Raw genomic sequence first — 22,476 nt, forward strand, 5'->3', positions numbered from 1 at the left:
GGTCGGTCTCCGTTGGCGAGCATCGGACCAAAAAACGGAAGCCGTTTTTTCGGAATCTTCCGATGCTCAATCGAAAAGTCGGGTCCAGCCTTTTGCCCGGTTTCGGCTGAAATTGCCAGCATGGAGGAACACGCGCGGCGCCCGCCAAACCGTCACGAGCCGGTTTCGGTTCCGTCATCTCTCCCGCCCGATTTTGCGCTTTACCTGCCGGGGTCGGCACGATATGCACTCATCCGCTCGCATTGGGGCGTAGCCAAGCGGTAAGGCAGCGGTTTTTGGTACCGCCATTCCCTGGTTCGAATCCAGGCGCCCCAGCCACCTCCCGGATGCACTGCCGCAAGCCGGCACGAGCCGCCATCCGGCAAGTTCGGATTGATCACGTCCCATGCAGTTCATCGATCTCGGCGCCCAGCGCGACCGCATTGCCGACCGTCTGAAGACCGCCATCGACAACGTCGTGGCCGAAGGCCGTTACATTCTCGGGCCGCAGGTCGGCGAGTTCGAAAAGCGGCTGGCGGAGTATGTCGGCGTCGATCACGTCGTCGCCTGCGCCAACGGCACCGATGCGCTGCTCCTGCCGCTCTATGCGTCCGGCATCGGCCCCGGCGACGCGGTCTTTGTGCCAAGCTTCACCTTCGCCGCCACGGCGGAAGTCGTCGCCCTCGCCAAGGCCGAGCCGATCTTCGTCGACGTCGATCCCGATACCTACAATATCGACATCGCGAGCCTGGAAGCTGCCATCGCCATGGTGAAATCCGAAGGACGACTGACGCCGAAGGCGATCATCCCGGTCGACCTCTTCGGCCTTGCCGCCGACTATGACGCGATCGACGCGATCGCCAGGCGCGAAAAGCTCCTCGTCATCGAGGACGCCGCCCAGTCGATCGGCGGCATCCGCAACGGCACGAAATGCGGCGCGTTCGGCCATGTCGGCTCGACCAGCTTCTATCCGGCAAAGCCCCTCGGCTGCTATGGCGATGGCGGTGCGATGTTCACCAACGACGCAGCCTTGGCCGACAAGCTCCGCTCCTTCGCCTTCCACGGCAAGGGCGAGACGCAGTACGACAACATCCATATCGGCGTGAACTCGCGCCTCGACACGATCCAGGCCGCGATCCTGCTCGAAAAGCTCGCCATCCTCGAAGACGAAATGGAAGCGCGCGACCGCATCGCGCGGCGCTACAACGACGCGCTCGGCGACGTCGTCAAGGTCCCGCATCTGCCCGAGGGCAGCCGCTCGGCATGGGCGCAGTTCGCCATCGAGCACTCGGCCCGCGACGGCCTCAAGGCGCATCTGACGTCCGACGGCATCCCGTCGGTCATCTATTACGTCAAGCCGCTCCACCTGCAGACCGCCTACAAGCGCTTCCCCCGGACTCCCACCGGCCTGCCGGTCTCCGAAGGCCTCTCCTCGCGCATCCTGTGCCTGCCGATGCACCCCTATCTGTCGGAAGCCGATCAGGACAAGATCATCCAGTCGATCCGCAATTTCGTGAAGCGCAACGCGGAGTGATTTTTAGGGCTCTGCCGGCGCGTCGATCCCGCAATCCGAAATAAACCACGGATTAGCAAACGCAGCCGCCTCCGGCCTTCCCGAACAGCCATAACTCAACGCGTCGCCATCCAGCGTGCGCGTGCGTCCGCCGGCCGCGCGCAGCACCGCGTCGCCCGCCGCCGTGTCCCACTGCATGGTCGGGCCGAAGCGCGGATAGAAATCCGCAGCTCCGCTGGCGATCATGCAGAATTTCAGCGACGAGCCGACCGAGACGATCTCGGCCTGCGGCAGTTTCGCCAGATAATCGTTGGTCTCGATCGTGCGATGCGAGCGGCTGGCCACCACCACCGGCGTCGGCCCGGGCGTTTGCGTGTGAATCTCCCGCCGACCTTCGATCTCGTGATCGTCGGTCGTGCGCGCCATCTCGCAGCGGCCCGGCTGTCCGAGATAAAGCTGGTGTCGCGCGGGCGCATAGACCACGCCCAGCGCCGGCATGCCATCGACCACGAGTGCGATGTTGACGGTAAAATCCTCGGACCGGTTGACGAATTCGCGGGTGCCGTCGAGAGGGTCGACGAGGAAGAACATGGTGCCGAGGTCGGCCGGCATCAGCCCGGCGCTCACCTCTTCCTCCGCGACGATCGGTATCTGCGGAAAATCACGCCGCAGGCCTTCCAGAATGATCCGCTCGGCCTCGCGGTCGGCCCATGTCACCGGGCTGTCGTCGGTCTTGGTTTCGACCGCGCAGCCGCCGCGATAGGCGTCCATCACGATCCGCCCTGCGGCCAGCGCCAGGGGCTCGAGCCGCGTCAGTGCCTCGCCATAGTCGATCGTCATCCAGCGCCCGCCAGTCTTGCGCGTCCCTAAGTCGGTCCTAGCAGAAAATTCCGACCGCATCGCCACAATCGCAACCGATCCCCAATTGTCAGTTTGCAACGTCGGCAAAACACGTCAGGGCGGGCTGCAAACGTCGGCGTGCGAGCACCGGAGCGGAGCGTACATCAAGTACGTGAGCACCGGAGCGCAGGACGCCGGCGTTTGCAGCCCGCCCTCACGTGTTTTATCGGGTGTTGAGGAAGCGGAGGTGCTCTTCCCACTGCACCGCATGCGCGACGATCGTATCGAGGTCGGCGTGGCGGGGCTGCCAGCCGAATTCGGCCTTGGCGCGCGTCGGGTCGGCGACGATGGAAACGGCGTCGCCGGCGCGGCGCGCACTGGTGCGAACCTCGAAATCGCGTCCGACGACGCGCTTGACCGCGTCGATCACCTCGAACACCGAATAGCCGGCGCCATAGCCGCAATTGGCCGTCAGGCTCTCGCGGCCCGCGCGCAGCCGCGCCAACGCAAGGGCATGGGCGTCGACCAGGTCGCTGACATGGATGTAGTCGCGCACGCAGGTGCCGTCCGGCGTCGGGTAGTCGGTGCCGTAGACGTCCATCCCAGCGCGCTTGCCGGTCGCCGCTTCCGCCGCGACCTTGATCAGATGCGTCGCGCCCTTGGTCGACTGCCCGGTCCGCAACCCCGGATCGGCGCCCGCCACGTTGAAATAGCGCAGCACCGTATAGGCGAGATCATGCGCGGCGGCGGTGTCGCGCAGCATGATCTCGGTCATCAGCTTGGAGGTGCCGTAGGGCGATTCGGGCTTCAGTTCCGCATTCTCGGCCACCGGCGATACGCTCGGCGTCCCGTAGACGGCGGCGGTCGAGGAGAAGATGAAGTGCGGCACGCCCGAACGCACCGCGCTTTCGATCAGCGCGCGCGATTTGACGGTGTTGTTCTGGTAGTAGCCGAGCGGATCGGCGACCGAATCCGGCACCACGACCGACCCGGCGAAATGGATGATCGCATCGACCTTGCGCCGCGCGATCGTCGCCTCGACCAAATCCTGATCGGCGATGTCGCCGACGACGAGTTCGGCCTCCGCCGGCACCGCCCAGTGGAAGCCGGTCGAGAGCCGGTCGAGCACGACCACGTCCTCGCCCTGGTCCAGGAGACGCCAGACCATGTGCGATCCGATATAGCCGGCGCCGCCGGTCACGAGTACTGTCATGGTGAACTCTCAAGCCTTCGATTTCGGGCGCGATCATAGACGATCATGTTTGCCGCGGCGTGAAGGAATTCGTTCGGCTTGGCGAAAACAAGGCCGAAATGCTAGGTCCTGTCGACTCGACCAGCCCTGAGAGATTTCCGATGACCGAACGTAGCTGCCTTGCGATCGTGCTCGCCGCCGGCGAAGGCACCCGAATGAAGAGCGCAAAGCCGAAAGTGCTGCACGAAGTCGCGGGCATGCCGCTCGTGTGCCATGCCGCGCGCGCCGCGCAGGCAGCCGGACGGGCCGATCTCGCCATCGTCGCCGGGCGCCAGTCGGACGAGGTCTTGAAAGCTGCGGCGAAGGTCGCGCCGTCAGCCCGGCTCTATCTCCAGCACGAGCGGCTCGGCACCGCCCACGCCGTGCTCGCCGCCCGCGAGGCGATCACTGAAGGCCATGACGACATCCTCGTCCTCTTCGCCGACACGCCGCTCGTCGAACCCGAAGACATCGCAGCCCTTCGCAAGGGCCTTGCGCAAGGCGCTGCGGTGGTCGTCATGGGCTTCGAGGCCGCCGATCCCACAGGCTACGGCCGCCTCCTCACCGAAGGCGACCGCCTCGTCGCGATCCGCGAGGACAAGGACTGCACGCCGGCCGAGCGCGCCGTCACCTTCTGCAATGGCGGGCTGATGGCCATTTCGGGCGCGCACGCCCTGTCGCTGATCGAGGCCGTGGGCAACCAGAACGCCAAGGGCGAATACTACCTCACCGACATCGTCGAGATCGCCGCCGCGCGCGGCCTTGCCGTGATCGCCACCACGGCAGCCGAAGAAAGCGTCCTCGGCGTCAACAATCGCGTCCAGCTCGCCGAGGCCGAAGGCGTCTGGCAAGCGCGCAAGCGCCGCGAAATGATGCTGGCCGGCGTCACGCTCGTTGCGCCCGAAACGGTGCATTTCGCGCACGATACGCAGATCGGCACGGACACGATCGTCGAGCCGAACGTCGTCTTCGGGCCGGGCGTGACCGTCGGCGCACACGTCACCATCCATGCCTTCTCCCACCTGGAAGGCGCGACGATCGCCGACAATGGCGAGATCGGCCCCTTCGCCCGCCTGCGCCCCGGCGCCCAGCTTGCCGAGAAGGTCAAGGTCGGCAATTTCTGCGAGGTCAAGAACGCCGAAATCGCCACAGGCGCCAAGATCAACCACCTCTCCTATATCGGCGACGCGAAGATCGGCGCGGGCGCGAATATCGGCGCCGGCACGATCACCTGCAATTATGACGGCTTCCTCAAGCACCTGACGCAGATCGGCGCGGGCGCCTTCATCGGCTCGAATTCCGCCCTCGTCGCGCCGGTTTCCATCGGCGATAACGCCTATGTCGCCTCCGGCAGCGTCGTCACCGCTGACGTCCCCGCCGACGCCCTCGCCTTCGGCCGCGCCCGCCAGGAAAACAAGCCCGGTCTAGGTGCACAATTGCGCGAGAAACTGAAGGCCGAAAAGCAAGCGCGCGCAGCAGCGAAGGGCTGAACGCCAACCGCACCTCTAGCCTGCCCCAGCGCGTTCGACATGCGCGCGATTGCCCCACCGGCAGGGCGTTTTTGCAGTTGACCGCCCTGCCCCCGCTCCCTATGTTCCGCCGCAAATTCCGGGCCCTGCGGCCGGAAATTTTCGGGCCCACCCGCCCGTGGAGAGCGCGTAGCTCAGTTGGTAGAGCAACGGACTTTTAATCTGTAGGTCCAGGGTTCGAATCCCTGCGCGCTCACCATCACTCTGCATCATTGAATTATACACACGAGTGTGTATATACTCGACATATGAAGAGCGCCGACATCATTGCAGCCTTGCTATCTGACGGCTGGAAAGAGGTGGCGCGAAAAGGCAGCCACGTTCAGTTCAAGCACCCCGGCAAGCCAGGTCGCGTCACCGTGCCTCATCCAAAGCGCGACGTCCCGATCGGCACCTTGAAGAGCATCGAGAAACAGTCCGGCGTGAAACTGAGGTAGAGGATATGAAGCAGTATATCGGACTCATCCACAAGGATGCGGACAGCGACTTCGGCGTGTCATTTCCCGACTTTCCGGGCGTCGTTACCGCCGGGACGGACCTCGACGATGCCCGCGCCATGGCGGAGGAGGCATTGGCGTTTCACATTGAGGGGCTTGTGGCCGATGGCGAGGCCATTCGCGAGCCTTCCTCGCTCGAGGAAATCATGGCCGATCGTGAAAACCGTGATGGCGTGGCGATACTGGTCTCAGCCCGCAGCGCGGCCAGAAAAGCCGTGCGCGTGAACGTCACCTTGCCTGAAGACGTTCTCGAGCAGATCGACGTCTTTGCCGAGTCGCACGGATATACGCGTTCCGGCTTTCTGGCGCAGGCTGCCAGAAGGGCGATGGAACTCGAATCGGCGTAGCCAGGATCAGGCCCGCGCCATCCCTAATCTCACCCCAGCCCGAAACTATCGCAGAACCGATCCACCGCCGCTTCCACCGGCGGGCCGAAATCATCAGGCGTCGGCACGCAGTAGACGAATTTGCGGATGCCGATATAGACGATGCCGCCGTGCAGGTTCCAGATGTCTTCCATCTGCGGGCCTTCCCGGCCGCCGGCCGCATGGCGCATTTCCGTGCAGAGCGGTTCGAGCATCAGCTTGGCCAGATGGGCGAGATAGCGCCGGTTGAGTTCGGTGCCGGCGAGGCCGGAGAACATGAAGATGCGCATCCATTCATAGGTGAAGATCGCGCCGGTATATTCACGGTAGAAGCGCTGCGCCCGCGTCCGCACGGGCAGCGACCGGTCGGCGATCAGCACCGGCCAGTCGGGTGACAGGCGGTCGAGATAGACGCGCTCGAACACCGCCTCCAGAAGGTCCGCCTTGGAGGCGAAATAGGCGTAGAGAAGCGACTGCGTGACGCCCAATCGCTGCGAAAGCTCGCGCGTCGTGCCCTCCAGCCCAACCTCGGAAAAGAACGCCGCGGCCTCGTCGACGATCATCTGGCGGCGCTCGTCGGGCGCGTATCTCTTGCGTTCGTTCGCTGCCTGTCCCGCCATTGCGCCCCCTTTTCGCTCTCGCCCTCATAGCGCCGTTCGCCCCGCCCCGCGAAGCGAAAATTTTCCGCTTGCCAAGCGTGAAATCATAATAGATCATTTGATCAATAAGAGCGCAATGAGGAACCGGCAGCCGCCGGGCGCTCGCAACGGTCCGGCCGACAAGCCGGGTCGTCCGGGAGGAAATCGACGATGAAGCCAGCGCCGATCGGCTATGTCCGCGCGACCAGTCTTGCCCATGCGCTCGACCTTCTGGCCGAGGGAGACGGCGAGGAAAAAGTGCTGGCCGGCGGCCAGAGCCTCGTCGCGTCGCTGAACCTCAGGCTGATCGAAAGCCCCAACCTCATCGACATCAACGGTATCGAAAACCTTCGCGGCATCGCAGAAGACGGCGACATTGTGCGCGTCGGCGCGCTGACGCGCCATTGCGAGCTGATGGCATCAGACATCATCGCCCGCCACGTCCCGATCCTCGCGGAAGCTGCGCCGCTCATCGCTCACGCCGCCATCCGCACGCGCGGCACGATCGGCGGCTCTGTCGCCAATGCCGACCCGGCGGCCGAACTTCCGGCCTGCGTCGTCGCGCTCGACGCCACCATCGTCCTCGCCTCGAAAGCCGATGGCGAGCGCCGCGTCATGGCGTCCGATTTCTTCCTCGGCCTTTTCGAGACGGCCCGCCGCGACGACGAACTCCTCGTCGCCATCGAATTTCCGAAGATCAAATCCGGCGAGCGCCAGTCGATCCGCGAACTCGTCCGCCGCTCCGGCGACTACGCGCTGGCCGGCCTCGCGATTGCCGGCCCCACCGATGCCCCGCGCCTCGTCTTCTTCGGCGTCGGCGACGCGCCGGTCGTCGCCGCGAACGCCATGGCGATCCTCGCAGGCGGCGGCTCGGTCGACGAAGCGGCGCTGGCGCTCGAAGACGATCTCGACCCCGCCGACGACATCAACGGCTCGGCCGGCTACAAGAAACACATCTCGCGCGTGCTCCTGAAGCGCGCTCTGTCGGGCGACCGGCAGTCCGACGCGGCATGAGGGAGAGCGCGATGACCGCACCATTTTCGCGAAGCGTCGAGATCAGCCTCATGGTCAATGGCGAGCGCGTGCGCCGCACGGTCGATGCGCGCCGGCACCTGATTGATTTCCTGCGGCTCGATCTGGGCCTCACCGGTTCGCATGCCGGTTGCGAGCAGGGCGTCTGCGGCGCCTGCACGGTACGCGTCGACGGCGCGATCGTTCGCGGCTGCCTGACGCTTGCCGTCCAGCTCGACGGCGCCGACGTCTGGACCGTCGAGGGCGTCACCGAAACCGGCGAGATCGCCGATCTGCAGGACGAATTCATCGCCCGCAACGCGCTGCAATGCGGCTTTTGCACCCCCGGCATGCTGCTCACCGCCGCCGAGCTTCTGGATGGCGGCAGCACGCCCGACCGCGCGGACATCCGCGAGCACATTTCCGGCAATTACTGCCGCTGCACCGGCTACGAGGCGATCGTCGACGCCATCGAGGCGACCGCCGCGAAGCGGTGCGGCATGCCCGTCCCGGCTCTGAAGGAGGCCGCCGAATGACCATCTCCTTCGGCAATCCCGACCGCCCCAATTCCTATATCGGCCGCTCCGTCCCGCGTCCCAATGCCGGCAAGCTCGTCGCCGGCGCTGGGCGATATGTCGATGACGTCGTGCTGCCACGCATGGTCCATGTCGCCTTCCTGCGCAGCCCGCATGCCCGCGCGAAGATCGAGGCGATCGACGTCGGCGCCGCGCTCGAAATCCCCGGCGTGATCCGCGTCTTCACCGGCGCCGACATCGCCGAAGCCTGCACGCCCTGGGTCGCGGTTCTGGCGCACCTCAAGGGCCTCAAATCCGCGCCGCAGCACGCCGTCGCCGTCGAGCACGCGACATGGGTGGGCGAGCCGGTCGCGGCCGTCGTCGCCGACAGCCGCGCCGCCGCCGAGGATGGGCTCGCCGCCATCGAGGCGTCGTTCGATCCGCTTCCCGTCGTCGTCGACATGCGCACCGCGCTCGACGCCGACACGCCCGTCATCCATCCCGCGCTCGGCGACAACCTCACCTTCCAGCGCCTGCACGAAAAGGGCGAGATCGACGCCGTCTTCGCGTCCGCGCACAAGGTCGTCGAAGCCCGCTTCAAGACCGGGCGCCACACCGGCGTCTGCCTCGAGCCGCGCTCGATCCTCGCCGACTACAGCCGTTCGGAAGGCCAGCTCACCGTCCATCATTCGACGCAGGCCCCGCACATGATGCAGACGGTTTTCGCCCAGCATCTCGATCTGCCCGAAGCGAAGGTCCGCGTCATTTGCGGCGATGTCGGCGGCTCCTACGGCATCAAGGTCCATGTCTATCCCGACGAGGTCGCGACCGCGGCGATCGCCAAGATCATGGGCCGTCCGGTCAAGTTCGTCGCCGACCGTCTCGAATCCTTCGCCACCGACATCCACGCCCGCGACCACGAGATCGACGGCCGCATCGCGGTCGACGAGAACGGCAAGATTCTCGCGCTCGACATCGACGATCTGACCGGCATCGGCCCCTACTCGGTCTATCCGCGCACCAGCGCCATCGAGGGCAACCAGGTCGTCAATCTGTGCGGCGGCCCCTACGACTTCCAGACCTACCGCGCCCGCACCACGGTCGTCCTTCAGAACAAGACGCCGACCTGCCAGTACCGCGCCGTCGGCCACCCGATCGCGACCGCCGTCACCGAAGGGCTCGTCGACATGGCGGCCGAAGCGCTGGGGCTCGATCCGGTCGAAATCCGCCGGCGCAATCTCGTTGCCGACGACGCCTATCCCTACACCTCCGCCGCCAACATGCGCTTCGAGGGCCTGTCGCATCACGCCAGTCTCGACAAGCTTATTTCGATGATCGACTACGATGCCCTTCGCGCCGACCAGGCCGAAGCCCGCAAACAGGGAATTCATCGCGGGATCGGCATCGCCTCCTTCATCGAGCTCACCAATCCGAGCCCCTTCATGTACGGCATCGGCGGCGCGCGCATTTCCGCGCAGGACGGCTGCACCGTCCGCATGGACCCGGACGGCTCGGTCGTCGCCATGTCGGGCGTCACCGAGCAGGGCCAGGGCACCGAAGGCATGCTGGCGCAGATCGTCGCCGAAGGCGTCGGCGTGCCCGTCTCCAAGGTCAAGATCATCACCGGCGACACCCAGACGACGCCCTATGGCGGCGGCACCTGGGCCTCGCGCGGGGCCGGCATCGGCGGCGAGGCCGCGCTTCAGGCAGGGCTCGCGCTGCGCGAGAACATCCTCGTCATCGCCGCCTCGATGCTCCAATCGACGCCGGAACAACTCGACGTCGCCGAAGGCCAGATCGTCGACAAGGCGACCGGCGAAGCGCGCATGCCGCTGGAGGAACTTGGCCGCATCGTCTATTTCCGCGGCGACACGCTGGCCAAGGGCCTGCCGCGCGAACTCGTCGTCACCCGCCACTACATCACCAGCGAATATCCCTTCGCCTTCACCAACGGCGTCCAGGCGAGCTATCTCGAAGTCGATGTCGACACCGGCTTCGTCAAGCTCCTGAAGCACTGGTGCGTCGAGGATTGTGGCCGCGTCATCAATCCGATGCTGGTCGACGAGCAGATCCGCGGCGGCATCGTGCAGGGCATCGGCGGCGCGCTTTACGAGGAATGCGTCTATGACGGCGAAGGGCAATTGCTCAACGCCAACATGGCCGATTATCTCGTGCCGATGGCCGCCGAAATGCCCGACATGATCATCGGCCATGTCGAGACGCCGACGAAGGAATCGCTGCTCGGCGCCAAGGGCGCGGGCGAGGCCGGCACGGCAGGCGCGCCTGCCGCCATCATGAACGCCATCAACGATGCGCTGCGACCGCTGGGCGCGCGCGTCACCCAGATGCCCTTTACCCCCGAGCGCATCCTGACCGCTCTCGGGACCATCCAGCACTGACAGAACACGCGCACTCAAACCACGTTTCAGGGAGGAAACTGGCATGAAGCACAACGCCCACATGATCGCTGCGGCCCTCGCGGGCACCATGCTCGCCGGCACTGCGTTCGCGCAGGAAACCGTCACCATCAACATCGGCTCCAGCCATCCGGTCCAGAACATCTGGGCCTATGCGATGAAGAACTCGTTCCAGCCGGAAGTCGACCGCCTGCTCGAAGAAGCCGGCGGCAACTACAAGGTGGAGTGGGTCGAGTCCTATGGCGGCACGCTCTACAAGTTCACCGACACCCGCGCGGCCGTCAGCGACGGCATCGTCGACATCGGCATGGTCGGCACGGTCTGGGAAGGCTCGGCCATGCCGCTCCAGAACGTGACCTATTTCACGCCCTTCGCCACCTCCGACCACGAGATGCTGATCGAGATTTTCGACAAGCTGACCGCCGAACTGCCCGAACTGCGCGATAGCTGGGAGGGTGAGAACATGGTCCACCTCTCCTCGCTGATCACCGACAGCTACGACGTCTATGCCAATTTCGAGATCGGCGCACTGACCGACATGGCGAACCGGCGCATCAACGCCCCCGGCACTTCGGCCAACTGGCTGCAGCAAACCGGCGCCACCCCCGTCGACGGCGCCTTGACCACCTATTACACCGACATCCAGACCGGCGTCTCCGAAGGCGCGCTCTCCTTCGCCTCGGGCATCCTGCCGACCCGCGTCTACGAAGTCGCGCCGAACCTCACCCGCGTCGGCATCGGCGCAATGTATTTCGGCGGCATCGCGGCCAATAAGGACTTCTTCGACAGCCAGCCGGAAGAGGTGCAGAATGCGATCATAGAGGCCGGCAAGGCCACGTCGCTCGCCCATGGCGCCTATGTCACCGAGCAGGCCAACACGGCGATCGAGAAGATGGAGGCCGAGGGGCTGAAGATTTCCGAACTGCCGGAAGAGGAAAAGAAGAAGTGGGTCGAGAGCCTGCCCAATGTCGTCGGCCCCTGGCTCGAGGCCAATGGCGAGGCGGCGCAGACCGTGCTCAAGGCCTATTTCGCCGAGCTGCGCGAACGCGGCGTGACGCCGCTGCGCAACTGGGACGAAGGCCTGTGATCATCCCTTCGGAAGCCGGTGGAAAACTGCCGGCTTCCCGTTCCTGCGTTGCGTGAAGGTTCTTCATGAGCGATCCGATTCCAGACATCGAAGAAGGCACCGGCCGGCCCGTCGAGGCGGGCCTTTTCGGCGTCGCCGCCAATGCGCTCGCGGCCATCGGCACCATCTGGATCTTCCTCCTGATGTTCCTGATCGTCGCCGACGTCGTCGGTCGCAACTTCCTTTCGAGCCCGATCACCGGCGTCGCCGAGATGGCCGCGCGGTCGGTCGTCGCCATCGTCTTCCTGCAAATCTCCGCCGCGGTCCTCGCCGGCCGGATGACGCGCGCCGATTTCCTGGTCAACTACATCGCCAAGGCCGCGCCTCGCCTGATGCGCGCCATCGATATCCTGTTCCTGCTCATTGGCGCCGCCGTCTTCGCCGCCATCACCTATGCGTCGTTTCCGGAAATGACGAAGGCCTGGCGCAGCGGCGAATATTTCGGCGTCCAAGGCATCTTCACCATTCCGACCCTCCCCTTCCGCGCGATCATCGTCATCGGCTCGGTCGCCGCCATCATCTCCTACCTCATCCTCATGGTGCGGGCCGCCACGCAGGATGAAGACGCAGCGAAAGCCGGTTCATGAGTGCGCTTGCCATCGGCCTGATCCTGATCGCGGTCCTGATCCTGCTCGTTCTCCTCGGCCTGCAGATCGCCATCGCGCTCTTCGCAGCCGGCTTCGTCGGCATCTGGATCATCCGCGACAATTTCGAGCTCGCCATGCGGCTCCTGTCGGTCACCGCCTATAACGGCATCGCCGACTATCTCTTCGCGACGATTCCGCTCTTCGTCCTGATGGGGCTGCTCGTCTCGATCTCCAATGTCGGGCGCGACACGTTCGAGGTCGCCGAGGCGCTGCTTCGCCGTCTGCTCGGCGGGCTCGGCGTCGCCACCGTTGCCGCCAACACGGTCTTCGCCGCCGTCACCGGCGTGTCGATCGCGTCGGCCGCCGTCTTCACCAAGGTCGCGGTGCCCGAAATGGTCCGCCACGGCTACAAAACGTCCTTCGCCGCAGGCACGGTTGCAGGCAGTTCCGTCCTCGGCATGATGATCCCGCCGAGCCTGCTCCTCATCATCTACGGTGTGCTCGCCGAGCAGTCGATCGGCCGCATGTTCGTCGCGGGCGTGGTGCCGGGCATCCTGCTTGCGCTCGGCATGGTCGCCGTCATCATGGGCCTCGCCTTCTTCAAGCCCTCCTTCGTCTTCACCGACGTCGAAAAGGCGAAGTCGCGCCATGCCGAACGATCCGGTCCGACGCTTTCGGGCCGCGACATCCTGGTCAAGCTGGTGCCGATCCTCGCACTCGTCGCACTCGTGCTCGGCGGGCTTTACAGCGGCTTCTTCACGCCCACCGAGGCCGGCGGCATCGGTGCCTTCGGCGCTCTCCTGATCGCGCTCGCGCGCCGCTCGCTCGACCGACACCGCATCTGGGAAGTGCTGAAGCAGACCGGCTCCGTTTCGGTCGGCATCCTCATCCTGCTCATCGCCGCAGGCTTCTACAGCCGCATGCTTTCGGTCGCCGGCATCCCCGTCGCCATCGGCGACCTTGTGCAGGAAAGTGGCCTTGGCCCCTATGGCTTCCTGCTTCTCTACTGCGTCATCATCCTGTTGATGGGCATGATCCTCGATTCCTCGTCGATCCTCCTCATCATGGTGCCGATCGCCGCCCCCATCGCCGAAGCGCTCGGCTTCAACCTCATCCATTTCGGCATCGTCACGGTCCTCACCGTCGAGATCGGCCTCCTGACGCCGCCTTTCGGCATCTCGGTCTTCACCGTCCACTCGACGCTCGCCGACAAACGCGTCGGCGTCGAGCAGATCTTCCTCGGCACCCTGCCCTTCATCGGCGTGATGCTGGCCTGCCTCGTCCTCATCGCACTCTTCCCGGCCCTGACGCTCGCGCTCATCTGACGCGAGCGCCAGGGACCGATGCCTTACATCGGCCGGTGGTCGGCCTCTTCCTCGAAGGTCACCGCAACGTCGCCATTGGCCGAGAGGCGCACCTTGTCGCCTTCGATGTCGGCGACGAGCGACAGCGGGATGAAATGGTGATGGCCGCGATGCGAGCCCTCACCGCTGTCCTTTTTTGTCAGCTTGATGCGGTCGCCCTCGACGTGGTCGACGGTCCCCACATGCACGCCATCGGCGCCGATCACTTCGGCATGTTCCTTGATCCGGCTTTTCTCGATCATGTCGATCTCCCTTCGTCCAATCTGCTTTAACGCGGTCCGGGTCGATTGGATGCTCGCCGCGCCCCGATCCTCGCGACGTTTGGCCACGCGTTTATGATTGGCAGATCGACCCCGCTTCGCGCTATCACGCGCACGAAACGGAACGGGACAGACGAATGGCGCTCGACGTCGGATATGTGAGTGCGGTTGCAGCGGGCGCGATCTCGTTCCTGTCGCCCTGCGTCCTGCCGCTCGTCCCGCCCTATCTGTGCTACATGGCCGGCGTCTCGGTCGACGAGTTCCGCGAGGGCACGAAACCCGTCCGCGCACGCACCGCGCTCATCGGCTCGGCGCTCGCCTTCGTCCTCGGCTTCACCACCGTCTTCGTCGCGCTCGGCGCCGGCGCATCGTCCGTCGGCGGGCTCCTGCGCGCCTGGCAGCAGGAACTGGCGATCCTCGCCGGCGTGCTCATCATCTTCATGGGCCTGAATTTCCTCGGCATCATCCGCCTGCCCTTCCTGTCGCGCGAGGCGCGCTTCCAGGCCAACGTCACGCCCGCCAACGCCTTTGCCGCCTACATCATGGGCCTCGCCTTCGCCTTCGGCTGGACGCCGTGCATCGGCCCGGTCCTCGGCCCGATCCTGACACTCGCCGGCGGGCGCGAGACGGTCGGCGAAGGCGCCATGCTGCTGGCCGCCTATTCGCTCGGGCTCGGCATCCCGTTCCTGATCGCGGCTCTGTTTTCGGGCGCCTTCATGCGCTTCCTCGGCCGGTTCCGCGTGCATCTCGGCCGCGTCGAAAAGGTGATGGGCGGCCTCCTCGTCGTCGCCGGCATCCTGTTCCTGACCGGCGGCATCCAGACCGCCTCCTTCTGGCTTCTGGAAACTTTCCCGGCGCTTGGCCTTCTCGGCTGACGAACAAGCATGCTAGACCGCCTTCGCAAATGCGAAGGAGCGCGTGAATGGAATTCGACACCAAGTTCGAGCCGCATTACGGCGAGGCGGTCCCCGTCGCCGACGGGCTCCTGCGCCTCACCGTCAACAATCCCGGCCCGTTCACCTTCCACGGCACCAACAGCTACATCCTCGGCACGGACACGCTCGCGATCGTCGATCCCGGCCCCGAAGACGAAGCCCACTATGCCGCGCTCCTGAAGGCCATCGCCGGCCGGCCGGTCAGCCATATCTTCGTCAGCCACACGCACCGCGACCACTCGCCCCTCGCCGCCCGCCTCAAGGCCGACACCGGCGCGCTCGTCCTGGCCGAAGGCCCGCACCGTTCGGTCCGCCCGTTGCGCATCGGCGAGATCAACCCGCTCGACGCCAGCGCCGACACGGAGTTCGCCCCCGACCACGCGCTTGCCGACGACGAACTGGTTCAGGGTGATGGCTGGGCCGTTCGCGCCATCCACACGCCCGGCCACTGCGCCAACCATGTCGCCTTCGCCATCGAGGATACCGGCATCCTGCTCTCGGCCGACCACGTCATGGCCTGGGCCACCTCCATCGTCGCCCCGCCGGATGGCGCGATGTCGGACTTCATGGCCTCGCTCGATCGCCTCGCGACCCGCGACGACGCGATCTACCATACCGGCCATGGCGGCCCGGTCACCAATCCGCGCGCCTTCGTGCGCGGCCTGCGCACCCACCGCAAGATGCGCGAGCGCGCGATCCTGGAACGGCTCAAGGCCGGCGACCGCACCATCCCCGACATCGTCACCGCGATCTACCGCGACACCGACCCCCGCCTCCACGGCGCCGCCGCCCTCTCCGTCCTCGCGCACCTCGAAGACCTCGTGGCTCGCGACCTCGTGGCGGCAGAGCCGGAACCGTCCATCGATGCGGTCTACAGGTTGGCGTAGGGTGGAATCAGCCTCGGCGTCATCCCGGAAGCCGAAGCTGAGCGCAGCGAAGATCGGCTATCCGGCAACTGTATTGTTTCATGCCGCGTATGGTGTTTTCGACCGCAGCATTGCATTGAGCGTGACGAGGATTTTGCGGGCGAGCGCGATGAGGGCGACCTTGGCGGGTTTGCCGGCATTGCGCAGCCTGTCGTAGAAGGCTTTCAATGGGGAGCGGGTGCGCAGAGTGACGACGGCTGCCATGTAAAGTGCCTGCCGGACGCGCCGCCTGCCGCCGCGGATCGAACGCTGTCCGCGCCTCGTGCCGCTGTCCTGGTTGACCGGGGCGAGGCCGGCCAGCATGGCGATCTGTCTGGCCGGGCGGCATCCCAGTTCCGGCAGAAGCCCGATCAGGACGGCCGCCCCGACCTCGCCGATGCCGGGCGTCGAGCGCAGCAACGTCTCGGCCTCGGTGAGTTCGCTCGAGGCTCTGACGAGATCGCGAATGGCGGCCTCGATCTCGCCGACCGCCCGATCGAGCCAGTCGAGATGTGCGTCGAGGCCGGCGCAGACGACCGGGTCGGCCGCCTCCATCCGGCGTAGTCTCTCTTGCTGGCGCATCGCCACCAGCTGATCGCGTCGCTTGTTGAGAAGATTGAGCTTTTCGCGCGTGCCGTCTGGCACCGGATCCGGCGCAAGGCACAGGGCCCGGCCCATTTCGGCCAGCATTGCGGCATCGATGGCGTCGGTCTTGGCGAGCCGGCCCGTCGCCCGGGCAAAGTCGCGAGCACGCTGCGGGTTGACCCGCACACAGGCGACGCCCGCCGCCGCCAATGCATGGCGCAGGCATGTATCATAGACGCCGGTCGCCTCGAACACGACGATGACGTCGCGTCCTGCCAGCGTCGCTGCGAACGCGGCGATCGCCGGCTTGCCATTGGCCACCCGCGCAGCCCGTTCCAGCGCCGGGTCGGCGATGTCGAGCCATGCCTTGGAGATGTCGATTCCAATCCAGGACGGTGTTATGCTCATGGTGCCTGCCCCTGTGATGCGAGGTCCGCGCCAACGGCCTCGTGCAACTGTTCAGGTGTATCAAAGCGGGCGGGGACCAGAGCCGGATATCGGTCTCAAGACCAGGGACCCAACGGTCTCCCGCCCGCAGCCACTATGACATGGACACGATACACAGGGACCCATTCCGTGACCTCTCACCTCTTCCGATCCCCACCCCACCAATTGACCTTTCCCTAAAAAGCGCCAGATGCTCGGCAATCACCGCCGGAGCCCATCATGACCCGATTCCTCACCCTTGCCCTCTTCGCCATTCTCGTTGTCGGCGGCGGCTCGCTGATCGGCATCAACAACGTCCCCGGCGAATGGTATCAGGCGCTGGCAAAGCCCCCCTTCAACCCGCCGAACTGGATTTTCGGCCCGGTCTGGACGATTCTCTACGTCCTGATCGCCGTTGCCGGCTGGCGGGTCTGGAACAGCCAGAGCACCGGCGGCGCGATGTCCGTATGGTGGCTGCAACTCGGCCTCAACTTCCTCTGGTCGCCCGTCTTCTTCACCCTCAACCAGATCGGCCTCGCCTTCCTGATCATCGTCGTGCTGCTGGCTTCCATCCTCGCCTTCATCCGCATCAACTGGCACCGCGACCGGACCTCCGCGGTCCTGTTCCTGCCCTACGCCGCATGGGTCGCCTTCGCGACGCTCCTCAACGGCTCGATCTGGCTCCTGAATTGACGCGGCAAGGCCCGCGCGCGGTTCCTTGGCGTCGCCATCACGCAAGAGGTTCGAAATGCCCATGATCCTGCGCCGTTCCGACCAGAAGCCATCGCCCGGCGGCACGGTGCTCTTCGAAGGCGGCGCGCACGGCGCGCCTGTCTCGCTATTCCTCATCGATACCGCGAAAGGCGAGGGCCCCGGCCTCCACCGCCACCCTTATCCGGAGATGTGGGTCATCCACGAAGGCGCTGCACGCTTCATGATCGGTGACGACGAGCACATCGCGGAACCCGGCGACCTCGTTTTGGTTGAAGCGGGCGTCTGGCACGGTTTCAAGAGCGTCGGTGATGTTCGCCTCAAGGCCACCTGCATCCACGCGAATGGCTGCGTCGTGCAGGAGTTCAAGGCAGATTTGCAGGATTAGTCTTCCATCCGGCCTTCGCCTTCCCGATTGTGCTCGTACCGATGCTTGAGCGGAAAGGGCGGCAGCCACGATTCGCGCCGCACGGTCCATAGCTCGTATGTCGGCGCGAACTGGTCGGGTGCATCGAGCGCCCCGAGGTTGACTTCCACCTCGTCCCCGCTGCGACCGAAGACGGGTGATCCGCATTCGGGACAGAAGCAGCGGCCATTGTAGTCGCGCGCCTCGCCCTCGATCGTCACTGCATCGGCTGGAAAGATCGCCGATGCGTGGAACAGCGTTCCGTGATGCTTGCGGCAGGTCAGGCAATGGCAAAGCCCGACTCGGTATGGCCGCCCGGTCGCGGCGATCCTCAGCCCGCCGCATACGCACCCTCCGGTAACTCGGTCCATGTCTCTGCCTCACCTGTTCGAACTGACGGATGATACCGACGCTTGGCGTTCGAGGAAGCCCGATTGCCAGTCCCATGCTGCTCTGCAATAAGCGCATCACAGCATGAAGGTGGAACATGACCGATCTCCTGAAGCCGGACGGTGATTTCGAGGAACGCGTGCGCGAGAGCTTCGCACGGCAAGAGGTGATGCGCACCATCGGCGCCGAACTGACGAGTGTCACGCCCGGCATCGTCGAGATCGAAATGGGCTACGACAACGCGCTGACCCAGCAGCACGGCTATCTTCACGCCGGCATGATTTCCACGGCGCTCGATTCGGCCTGCGGCTATGCCGCCTATTCGCTGATGCCGGCCGACGCCGCCGTGTTGACGATCGAGTTCAAGGTCAACCTCCTGTCGCCCGGCAAGGGCGACCGCTTCCTCTTTCGCGGTTCCGTCACCAAGCCGGGCCGCACCATCATCGTCGCCGACGGACAGGCTTATGCGATCGATGGTGACCGCAACCCCAAGCTCATCGCCACGATGACCGCGACGATCATGGTCGTGTCGGGTCGCGCCGGCATTCGCGGATGAGCGCGGCGCGGCCGATCCCCGAGACGCTGATCGGCGACACGCGCGTCCTTTTCCTCATGGCGGCATCGGCCGAATACGGCCCGCATCTGAAGCGCCGCTTCACACCGCTGATGACAGGTGTCGGTCCGGTCGAGGCTGCCGTCGCCACCGCCGCCGCGCTCGCGACGCTGAAGGTGCGCGACCGTCTGCCTGCGCTCGTTGTCTCGCTGGGTTCCGCTGGCAGCCGCACGCTGGATCAAGCCGGGATCTACCAGGCGCGTTCCGTCTCCTATCGCGACATGGACGCGTCCGCTCTCGGCTTCGAGAAGGGCCGCACGCCCTTCCTTGATCAGCCGGCCGAGATCACGCTGCCGCTGCGCATCCCCGGCATCGCCGAGGCACGACTGTCGACAGGCGCCAATGTCGTCTCCGGCGCTGCCTACGACCTAATCGACGCCGACGTGGTCGACATGGAGACCTTCGCGATCCTGCGCGCCTGCCAGGCCTTCGACCTGCCGCTGGTCGCACTGCGCGGCATCTCCGACGGCCGCGACGATTTGTCGAAGCTCTCCGACTGGACCGACTATCTCCATCTCGTCGACGAACGGCTCGCCGATGCCGTCGACCGGCTCGAAGCTGCCATCGTTGCAGGAACGCTGGAAAGCCGGTGAACACCATTGCGCCAAAGGGCGCTTTTCTCTAAAGGCCCGTCATGACGAACGAAGCCCATCCCGACACCGTCCTCATCATCGATTTCGGCTCCCAGGTCACGCAGCTCATCGCGCGTCGCGTGCGCGAAGCCGGCGTCTATTCCGAGATCGTCCCCTTCCAGCTCGCTGAAGACGCCTTCCACCGGATTGGCCCCAAGGCCGTCATCCTGTCGGGCGGCCCTGCCTCGACGACGGAGATGGGCAGCCCCCGCGCGCCGCAGATCGTGTTCGACGCCGGCATCCCGGTGCTCGGCATCTGCTATGGCGAGCAGACCATGTGCGCCCAGCTCGGCGGCAAGGTCGAGGGTGGTCACCACCGCGAATTCGGCCGCGCCTTCCTCGACATCGAGGACGAATGCGCGCTCTTCGCCGGCGTCTGGGCCAAGGGAACGCGCCATCAGGTCTGGATGAGCCATGGCGACCGCGTCACCGCCATTCCCGAGGGCTTTCGCGTCGTCGGCACCTCGACCGGCGCGCCCTTTGCGGCCATCGCGGACGAGAAGCGCAAATTCTACGCCGTCCAGTTCCACCCGGAAGTCGTCCACACGCCGGACGGCGCCAAGCTCCTGTCGAACTTCGTTCACAAGATCGCGGGCCTTGCCGGCGACTGGACGATGGCGGCCTATCGCGAGCAGGCCGTGCAGGCGATCCGCGATCAGGTCGGAGACGGCAAGGTCATCTGCGCGCTGTCGGGCGGCGTCGATTCCTCCGTCGCCGCGCTTCTGATCCACGAGGCGGTCGGCGAGCAACTGACCTGCATCCTCGTCGACCACGGCCTGATGCGCAAGAACGAGGCGGCAGACGTCGTCGCCATGTTCCGCGAGCACTACAATCTGCCGCTGATCCTCGTGAACGCCCAGGACCGCTTCATCGGCGCGCTCGAGGGCGAAAGCGATCCGGAAAAGAAGCGCAAGACCATCGGCCGGCTCTTCATCGAGGTCTTCGAGGAAGAGGCGAAGAAGCTCGGCGGCGCTGATTTCCTGGCGCAGGGAACGCTCTATCCCGACGTGATCGAAAGCGTCTCCTTCACCGGCGGCCCCTCGGTCACGATCAAGTCGCACCACAATGTCGGCGGCCTGCCCGAGCGCATGAACATGAAGCTCGTCGAGCCACTGCGCGAACTGTTCAAGGACGAAGTCCGCGTCCTCGGCAAGGAACTCGGCCTGCCCGAACACTTCATCGGCCGCCATCCGTTCCCCGGACCGGGCCTCGCCATCCGCTGCCCCGGCGGCATCACGCGCGACAAGCTCGAGATCCTGCGCGAGGCCGACGCGATCTATCTCGACGAAATCCGCAAGGCCGGCCTCTACGACGCCATCTGGCAGGCGTTCGCTGTGCTGCTTCCAGTCCAGACAGTCGGCGTCATGGGTGACGGTCGCACCTACGAATTCGTCTGCGCGCTGCGCGCCGTCACCTCGGTCGACGGCATGACGGCGGATTTCTACCACTACGACATGGAATTCCTCGGCCGCGCCGCCACACGCATCATCAACGAGGTCAAGGGCGTCAACCGCGTCGTCTACGACGTCACCTCCAAGCCCCCCGGCACGATCGAGTGGGAATGATCAGCGAAACAGCTCGAGTTTCGCCGCAAGCTCGGTCGAGGAGACGGGCTTCGTGATGGTTCCAAGCGAGACGTCGCCATGCTCGGCGGCGACCTGCCTTTGACCAGTCACGAAGATCGCCGGAATGCCGCGTTCCTGGAGCCATGCGGCCGCCTGTGGCCCGGTTGCGCCATCGGCGAGATCGATGTCGACCAGCGCGCCGTCCATTTCAAGTGACGCGAACTCCTTTTGCAACTCGTCGAAGCTGTCCAGCGAGCCGGCGAAGACATGGCCCAAATCCTCGATCATCTGCTCGACATGGAAGGCGATGAGCGGATTGTCCTCGATATAGAGAATGCGCATCGGGGAAGGGGAATTCGTCTCGCTCATTTGGCAGTAACTCAGCCGGCGTTCACAGGTTGCCTGCCACGCGAGAAAAGACGCCGTTCACTTCGCATCGCAGACCATCCGCCTCGAAGGCGATGACAGGCTTCTGGCCGAACATGCCGGCCAGCGCCGAGCGCACATAGCGCGTGCCGTAACCGGCGTGGCTCGGTTCCTCGACGTCCGGACCGCCGCTTTCCTTCCAACTGATGGCAAGCTCGGGCGTCTCGGCCTGCGACAAGTCCCACCCGAACTGCACCCGACCTTCCGGATGCGACAGTGCCCCGTACTTGATCGCGTTGGTCGTCAGTTCGTGCAGGCAAAGCGCCAGCGTGGTGCCGGCCTCGCGGCTCAGCGTGACGGGCGGCCCGTGCGCGACGATCCGGTCCTTGCCGGACAGGCGGTAGGGATCGAAGGTCAGTGCGGCGATCTCGGCGATGGACACCGTGTCCCCCTCGGCGTGGAAAACCGCGGAATGCACCTTGTCCAGCGCGCTGAGACGACCACGGAAATCTTCGGCGAACGCATCGATGGAGGTTGCGCCTCGCCGCGTCATTTCGAAGATCGAGGTGACGCTGGCAAGGATGTTCTTGACGCGGTGGTTGAGTTCGCGGCGAAGTTCGACTTCCTGCGCGATGTGATCGCGCACGTCGCGCTGGCGCAGTCGAACCAGCAAGGCCGACTGAACGCCGCTCACGAGCTCTACCGCCGTGACCGGACGCTGGTAGAACAACAGCCGTGCCCGCGGCCAGACGCGGCCGAGTTCGTTCCGCACCTGATCCGGCCGTGATGCCCGGTCGAGCAAAACCACGATAGGCATCTCGGCCCAGGACGGCTGGGTTTCGAGATGGGTTGCAACGGTCGCCAGCGCATCCGGCGTCAGTGCTTCATGCGTCGCAACCAGGACGCCCGGTGAGGGGTGGAGCAAACCCGGGAGATTGTCAGTCCGGGAACCGGATCTGACATTGATCTCGTGCTCGGCAAGCAGCCGGCCCAGATAGTCGGCGTCCTTGCGGTATGGCGCCAGGATCAGCACCTGATCCAGCGCGGGAAGGCTGCTTTCGTCGATCGTA

The 22,476-nt window shown here is 65.3% G+C and carries 25 protein-coding genes and 2 tRNA genes; 19 read left to right on the plus strand and 8 right to left on the minus strand.

The genetic code is table 11. From position 1 onward, the window contains the following. Window positions 1-243: 243 nt before the first annotated feature. A tRNA-Gln gene (locus tag ACT6QU_RS00540) sits at window positions 244-318 on the plus strand. Between the two features lie 67 nt (window positions 319-385). Next, window positions 386-1,513, plus strand: coding sequence for a DegT/DnrJ/EryC1/StrS family aminotransferase (locus tag ACT6QU_RS00545; RefSeq protein WP_444563824.1), 1,128 nt, complete (start codon window positions 386-388; stop codon window positions 1,511-1,513). Between the two features lie 3 nt (window positions 1,514-1,516). Here the strand turns inward: ACT6QU_RS00545 and cysQ are convergent, their stop codons facing one another. Both cysQ and galE read right to left on the minus strand, forming a co-directional pair. Beyond that, a complete protein-coding gene (gene cysQ, locus ACT6QU_RS00550) occupies window positions 1,517-2,332 on the minus strand; it encodes a 3'(2'),5'-bisphosphate nucleotidase CysQ (protein WP_444563823.1) in 816 nt (271 codons plus the stop codon). 223 nt (window positions 2,333-2,555) lie between these two features. Further along, window positions 2,556-3,545 (minus strand): UDP-glucose 4-epimerase GalE, encoded by a 990-nt coding sequence (galE, locus tag ACT6QU_RS00555; RefSeq protein ID WP_444563822.1) that lies wholly within the window; start codon window positions 3,543-3,545, stop codon window positions 2,556-2,558. Window positions 3,546-3,685: 140 nt separating this feature from the next. On the opposite strand from galE, the gene glmU reads away from it, so the two are divergent. The 4 genes from glmU (at window position 3,686) to ACT6QU_RS00575 (ending at window position 5,936) form a co-directional block, all read left to right on the plus strand. Continuing rightward, entirely contained in the window at window positions 3,686-5,053 is a 1,368-nt protein-coding gene (gene glmU / locus ACT6QU_RS00560; protein ID WP_444563821.1) for a bifunctional UDP-N-acetylglucosamine diphosphorylase/glucosamine-1-phosphate N-acetyltransferase GlmU, read from the plus strand. Between the two features lie 162 nt (window positions 5,054-5,215). Further along, window positions 5,216-5,291 (plus strand) — tRNA-Lys (locus ACT6QU_RS00565). A 49-nt stretch (window positions 5,292-5,340) separates the two neighbouring features. Continuing rightward, entirely contained in the window at window positions 5,341-5,529 is a 189-nt protein-coding gene (locus ACT6QU_RS00570) for a type II toxin-antitoxin system HicA family toxin (protein WP_444563820.1), read from the plus strand. A gap of 5 nt (window positions 5,530-5,534) precedes the next feature. Further along, on the plus strand, window positions 5,535-5,936 hold the full coding sequence (locus tag ACT6QU_RS00575) for a type II toxin-antitoxin system HicB family antitoxin (RefSeq protein ID WP_444563819.1): 402 nt from the start codon (window positions 5,535-5,537) through the stop codon (window positions 5,934-5,936). 29 nt (window positions 5,937-5,965) lie between these two features. Here ACT6QU_RS00575 and ACT6QU_RS00580 read toward each other — a convergent pair whose 3' ends face one another. Further along, complete coding sequence (locus ACT6QU_RS00580; protein WP_444563818.1) at window positions 5,966-6,574, minus strand: TetR/AcrR family transcriptional regulator; 609 nt, start codon at window positions 6,572-6,574, stop codon at window positions 5,966-5,968. Window positions 6,575-6,763: 189 nt separating this feature from the next. On the opposite strand from ACT6QU_RS00580, the gene ACT6QU_RS00585 reads away from it, so the two are divergent. The 6 genes from ACT6QU_RS00585 (at window position 6,764) to ACT6QU_RS00610 (ending at window position 13,573) form a co-directional block, all read left to right on the plus strand. Continuing rightward, window positions 6,764-7,606, plus strand: coding sequence for an FAD binding domain-containing protein (locus ACT6QU_RS00585; protein WP_444563817.1), 843 nt, complete (start codon window positions 6,764-6,766; stop codon window positions 7,604-7,606). Between the two features lie 11 nt (window positions 7,607-7,617). Continuing rightward, the gene (locus ACT6QU_RS00590; RefSeq protein WP_444563816.1) at window positions 7,618-8,139 is read left to right on the plus strand and encodes a (2Fe-2S)-binding protein; all 522 of its coding nucleotides are present in this window, start codon (window positions 7,618-7,620) and stop codon (window positions 8,137-8,139) included. After that, the gene (locus tag ACT6QU_RS00595; protein ID WP_444563815.1) at window positions 8,136-10,517 is read left to right on the plus strand and encodes a xanthine dehydrogenase family protein molybdopterin-binding subunit; all 2,382 of its coding nucleotides are present in this window, start codon (window positions 8,136-8,138) and stop codon (window positions 10,515-10,517) included. Before ACT6QU_RS00590 ends, ACT6QU_RS00595 begins: the two co-directional genes overlap by 4 nt. Window positions 10,518-10,560: 43 nt before the next feature. Further along, window positions 10,561-11,622, plus strand: a complete 1,062-nt coding sequence (locus tag ACT6QU_RS00600; RefSeq protein WP_444563814.1) for a C4-dicarboxylate TRAP transporter substrate-binding protein — start codon at window positions 10,561-10,563, stop codon at window positions 11,620-11,622. A 65-nt stretch (window positions 11,623-11,687) separates the two neighbouring features. After that, window positions 11,688-12,248 carry a TRAP transporter small permease subunit gene (locus ACT6QU_RS00605; RefSeq protein ID WP_444563813.1) on the plus strand — a complete coding sequence of 187 codons (561 nt, stop codon included), beginning with the start codon at window positions 11,688-11,690 and terminating at the stop codon, window positions 12,246-12,248. Continuing rightward, a complete protein-coding gene (locus tag ACT6QU_RS00610; RefSeq protein WP_444563812.1) occupies window positions 12,245-13,573 on the plus strand; it encodes a TRAP transporter large permease in 1,329 nt (442 codons plus the stop codon). The genes ACT6QU_RS00605 and ACT6QU_RS00610 overlap by 4 nt, the downstream gene beginning before the upstream one ends. Before the next feature lie 23 nt (window positions 13,574-13,596). Here ACT6QU_RS00610 and ACT6QU_RS00615 read toward each other — a convergent pair whose 3' ends face one another. Further along, window positions 13,597-13,854, minus strand: coding sequence for a DUF2171 domain-containing protein (locus ACT6QU_RS00615; RefSeq protein WP_024589117.1), 258 nt, complete (start codon window positions 13,852-13,854; stop codon window positions 13,597-13,599). Between the two features lie 155 nt (window positions 13,855-14,009). On the opposite strand from ACT6QU_RS00615, the gene ACT6QU_RS00620 reads away from it, so the two are divergent. Beyond that, window positions 14,010-14,747: a cytochrome c biogenesis CcdA family protein gene (locus ACT6QU_RS00620; RefSeq protein ID WP_024589116.1), complete on the plus strand. Its 738-nt coding sequence runs from the start codon at window positions 14,010-14,012 to the stop codon at window positions 14,745-14,747. 47 nt (window positions 14,748-14,794) lie between these two features. After that, entirely contained in the window at window positions 14,795-15,694 is a 900-nt protein-coding gene (locus ACT6QU_RS00625) for an MBL fold metallo-hydrolase (RefSeq protein ID WP_444563811.1), read from the plus strand. Between the two features lie 78 nt (window positions 15,695-15,772). On the opposite strand, the gene ACT6QU_RS00630 is transcribed toward ACT6QU_RS00625, so the two are convergent. After that, window positions 15,773-16,705, minus strand: coding sequence for an IS110 family transposase (locus tag ACT6QU_RS00630; RefSeq protein WP_444836858.1), 933 nt, complete (start codon window positions 16,703-16,705; stop codon window positions 15,773-15,775). 258 nt (window positions 16,706-16,963) lie between these two features. On the opposite strand from ACT6QU_RS00630, the gene ACT6QU_RS00635 reads away from it, so the two are divergent. Continuing rightward, on the plus strand, window positions 16,964-17,416 hold the full coding sequence (locus tag ACT6QU_RS00635; protein ID WP_444564784.1) for a TspO/MBR family protein: 453 nt from the start codon (window positions 16,964-16,966) through the stop codon (window positions 17,414-17,416). Between the two features lie 55 nt (window positions 17,417-17,471). Next, a complete protein-coding gene (locus ACT6QU_RS00640) occupies window positions 17,472-17,822 on the plus strand; it encodes a cupin domain-containing protein (RefSeq protein ID WP_444564785.1) in 351 nt (116 codons plus the stop codon). Here ACT6QU_RS00640 and ACT6QU_RS00645 read toward each other — a convergent pair. Beyond that, the gene (locus ACT6QU_RS00645) at window positions 17,819-18,211 is read right to left on the minus strand and encodes a GFA family protein (RefSeq protein WP_444564786.1); all 393 of its coding nucleotides are present in this window, start codon (window positions 18,209-18,211) and stop codon (window positions 17,819-17,821) included. The genes ACT6QU_RS00640 and ACT6QU_RS00645 overlap by 4 nt on opposite strands. Before the next feature lie 116 nt (window positions 18,212-18,327). On the opposite strand from ACT6QU_RS00645, the gene ACT6QU_RS00650 reads away from it, so the two are divergent. Genes ACT6QU_RS00650 through guaA form a run of 3 tightly spaced genes read left to right on the plus strand, consistent with a single transcriptional unit; the run spans window position 18,328 to window position 21,040 of the window. Further along, a complete protein-coding gene (locus tag ACT6QU_RS00650) occupies window positions 18,328-18,786 on the plus strand; it encodes a PaaI family thioesterase (RefSeq protein ID WP_024586332.1) in 459 nt (152 codons plus the stop codon). Continuing rightward, complete coding sequence (locus ACT6QU_RS00655) at window positions 18,783-19,436, plus strand: 5'-methylthioadenosine/S-adenosylhomocysteine nucleosidase (protein ID WP_444564787.1); 654 nt, start codon at window positions 18,783-18,785, stop codon at window positions 19,434-19,436. The genes ACT6QU_RS00650 and ACT6QU_RS00655 overlap by 4 nt, the downstream gene beginning before the upstream one ends. A 41-nt stretch (window positions 19,437-19,477) precedes the next feature. Then, window positions 19,478-21,040: a glutamine-hydrolyzing GMP synthase gene (gene guaA / locus ACT6QU_RS00660; RefSeq protein ID WP_024586330.1), complete on the plus strand. Its 1,563-nt coding sequence runs from the start codon at window positions 19,478-19,480 to the stop codon at window positions 21,038-21,040. On the opposite strand, the gene ACT6QU_RS00665 is transcribed toward guaA, so the two are convergent. Continuing rightward, window positions 21,041-21,382 carry a response regulator gene (locus ACT6QU_RS00665; RefSeq protein WP_444564788.1) on the minus strand — a complete coding sequence of 114 codons (342 nt, stop codon included), beginning with the start codon at window positions 21,380-21,382 and terminating at the stop codon, window positions 21,041-21,043. Window positions 21,383-21,431: 49 nt separating this feature from the next. Further along, on the minus strand, window positions 21,432-22,472 hold the full coding sequence (locus ACT6QU_RS00670; protein ID WP_444564859.1) for a sensor histidine kinase: 1,041 nt from the start codon (window positions 22,470-22,472) through the stop codon (window positions 21,432-21,434). Window positions 22,473-22,476 lie beyond the last annotated feature (4 nt).

The organism is Aliihoeflea sp. (assembly GCF_052435475.1).
Classification (GTDB): Bacteria; Pseudomonadota; Alphaproteobacteria; order Rhizobiales; family Rhizobiaceae; genus Aliihoeflea.

Bases quoted from the DNA above. Each gene is read 5' to 3' on its own strand.
- ACT6QU_RS00545 (WP_444563824.1), top strand. From the start codon at position 386: ATGCAGTTCATCGATCTCGGCGCCCAGCGCGACCGCATTGCCGACCGT.
- cysQ (WP_444563823.1), bottom strand. From the start codon at position 2,332: ATGACGATCGACTATGGCGAGGCACTGACGCGGCTCGAGCCCCTGGCG.
- galE (WP_444563822.1), bottom strand. From the start codon at position 3,545: ATGACAGTACTCGTGACCGGCGGCGCCGGCTATATCGGATCGCACATG.
- glmU (WP_444563821.1), top strand. From the start codon at position 3,686: ATGACCGAACGTAGCTGCCTTGCGATCGTGCTCGCCGCCGGCGAAGGC.
- ACT6QU_RS00570 (WP_444563820.1), top strand. From the start codon at position 5,341: ATGAAGAGCGCCGACATCATTGCAGCCTTGCTATCTGACGGCTGGAAA.
- ACT6QU_RS00575 (WP_444563819.1), top strand. From the start codon at position 5,535: ATGAAGCAGTATATCGGACTCATCCACAAGGATGCGGACAGCGACTTC.
- ACT6QU_RS00580 (WP_444563818.1), bottom strand. From the start codon at position 6,574: ATGGCGGGACAGGCAGCGAACGAACGCAAGAGATACGCGCCCGACGAG.
- ACT6QU_RS00585 (WP_444563817.1), top strand. From the start codon at position 6,764: ATGAAGCCAGCGCCGATCGGCTATGTCCGCGCGACCAGTCTTGCCCAT.
- ACT6QU_RS00590 (WP_444563816.1), top strand. From the start codon at position 7,618: ATGACCGCACCATTTTCGCGAAGCGTCGAGATCAGCCTCATGGTCAAT.
- ACT6QU_RS00595 (WP_444563815.1), top strand. From the start codon at position 8,136: ATGACCATCTCCTTCGGCAATCCCGACCGCCCCAATTCCTATATCGGC.
- ACT6QU_RS00600 (WP_444563814.1), top strand. From the start codon at position 10,561: ATGAAGCACAACGCCCACATGATCGCTGCGGCCCTCGCGGGCACCATG.
- ACT6QU_RS00605 (WP_444563813.1), top strand. From the start codon at position 11,688: ATGAGCGATCCGATTCCAGACATCGAAGAAGGCACCGGCCGGCCCGTC.
- ACT6QU_RS00610 (WP_444563812.1), top strand. From the start codon at position 12,245: ATGAGTGCGCTTGCCATCGGCCTGATCCTGATCGCGGTCCTGATCCTG.
- ACT6QU_RS00615 (WP_024589117.1), bottom strand. From the start codon at position 13,854: ATGATCGAGAAAAGCCGGATCAAGGAACATGCCGAAGTGATCGGCGCC.
- ACT6QU_RS00620 (WP_024589116.1), top strand. From the start codon at position 14,010: ATGGCGCTCGACGTCGGATATGTGAGTGCGGTTGCAGCGGGCGCGATC.
- ACT6QU_RS00625 (WP_444563811.1), top strand. From the start codon at position 14,795: ATGGAATTCGACACCAAGTTCGAGCCGCATTACGGCGAGGCGGTCCCC.
- ACT6QU_RS00630 (WP_444836858.1), bottom strand. From the start codon at position 16,705: ATGAGCATAACACCGTCCTGGATTGGAATCGACATCTCCAAGGCATGG.
- ACT6QU_RS00635 (WP_444564784.1), top strand. From the start codon at position 16,964: ATGACCCGATTCCTCACCCTTGCCCTCTTCGCCATTCTCGTTGTCGGC.
- ACT6QU_RS00640 (WP_444564785.1), top strand. From the start codon at position 17,472: ATGCCCATGATCCTGCGCCGTTCCGACCAGAAGCCATCGCCCGGCGGC.
- ACT6QU_RS00645 (WP_444564786.1), bottom strand. From the start codon at position 18,211: ATGGACCGAGTTACCGGAGGGTGCGTATGCGGCGGGCTGAGGATCGCC.
- ACT6QU_RS00650 (WP_024586332.1), top strand. From the start codon at position 18,328: ATGACCGATCTCCTGAAGCCGGACGGTGATTTCGAGGAACGCGTGCGC.
- ACT6QU_RS00655 (WP_444564787.1), top strand. From the start codon at position 18,783: ATGAGCGCGGCGCGGCCGATCCCCGAGACGCTGATCGGCGACACGCGC.
- guaA (WP_024586330.1), top strand. From the start codon at position 19,478: ATGACGAACGAAGCCCATCCCGACACCGTCCTCATCATCGATTTCGGC.
- ACT6QU_RS00665 (WP_444564788.1), bottom strand. From the start codon at position 21,382: ATGCGCATTCTCTATATCGAGGACAATCCGCTCATCGCCTTCCATGTC.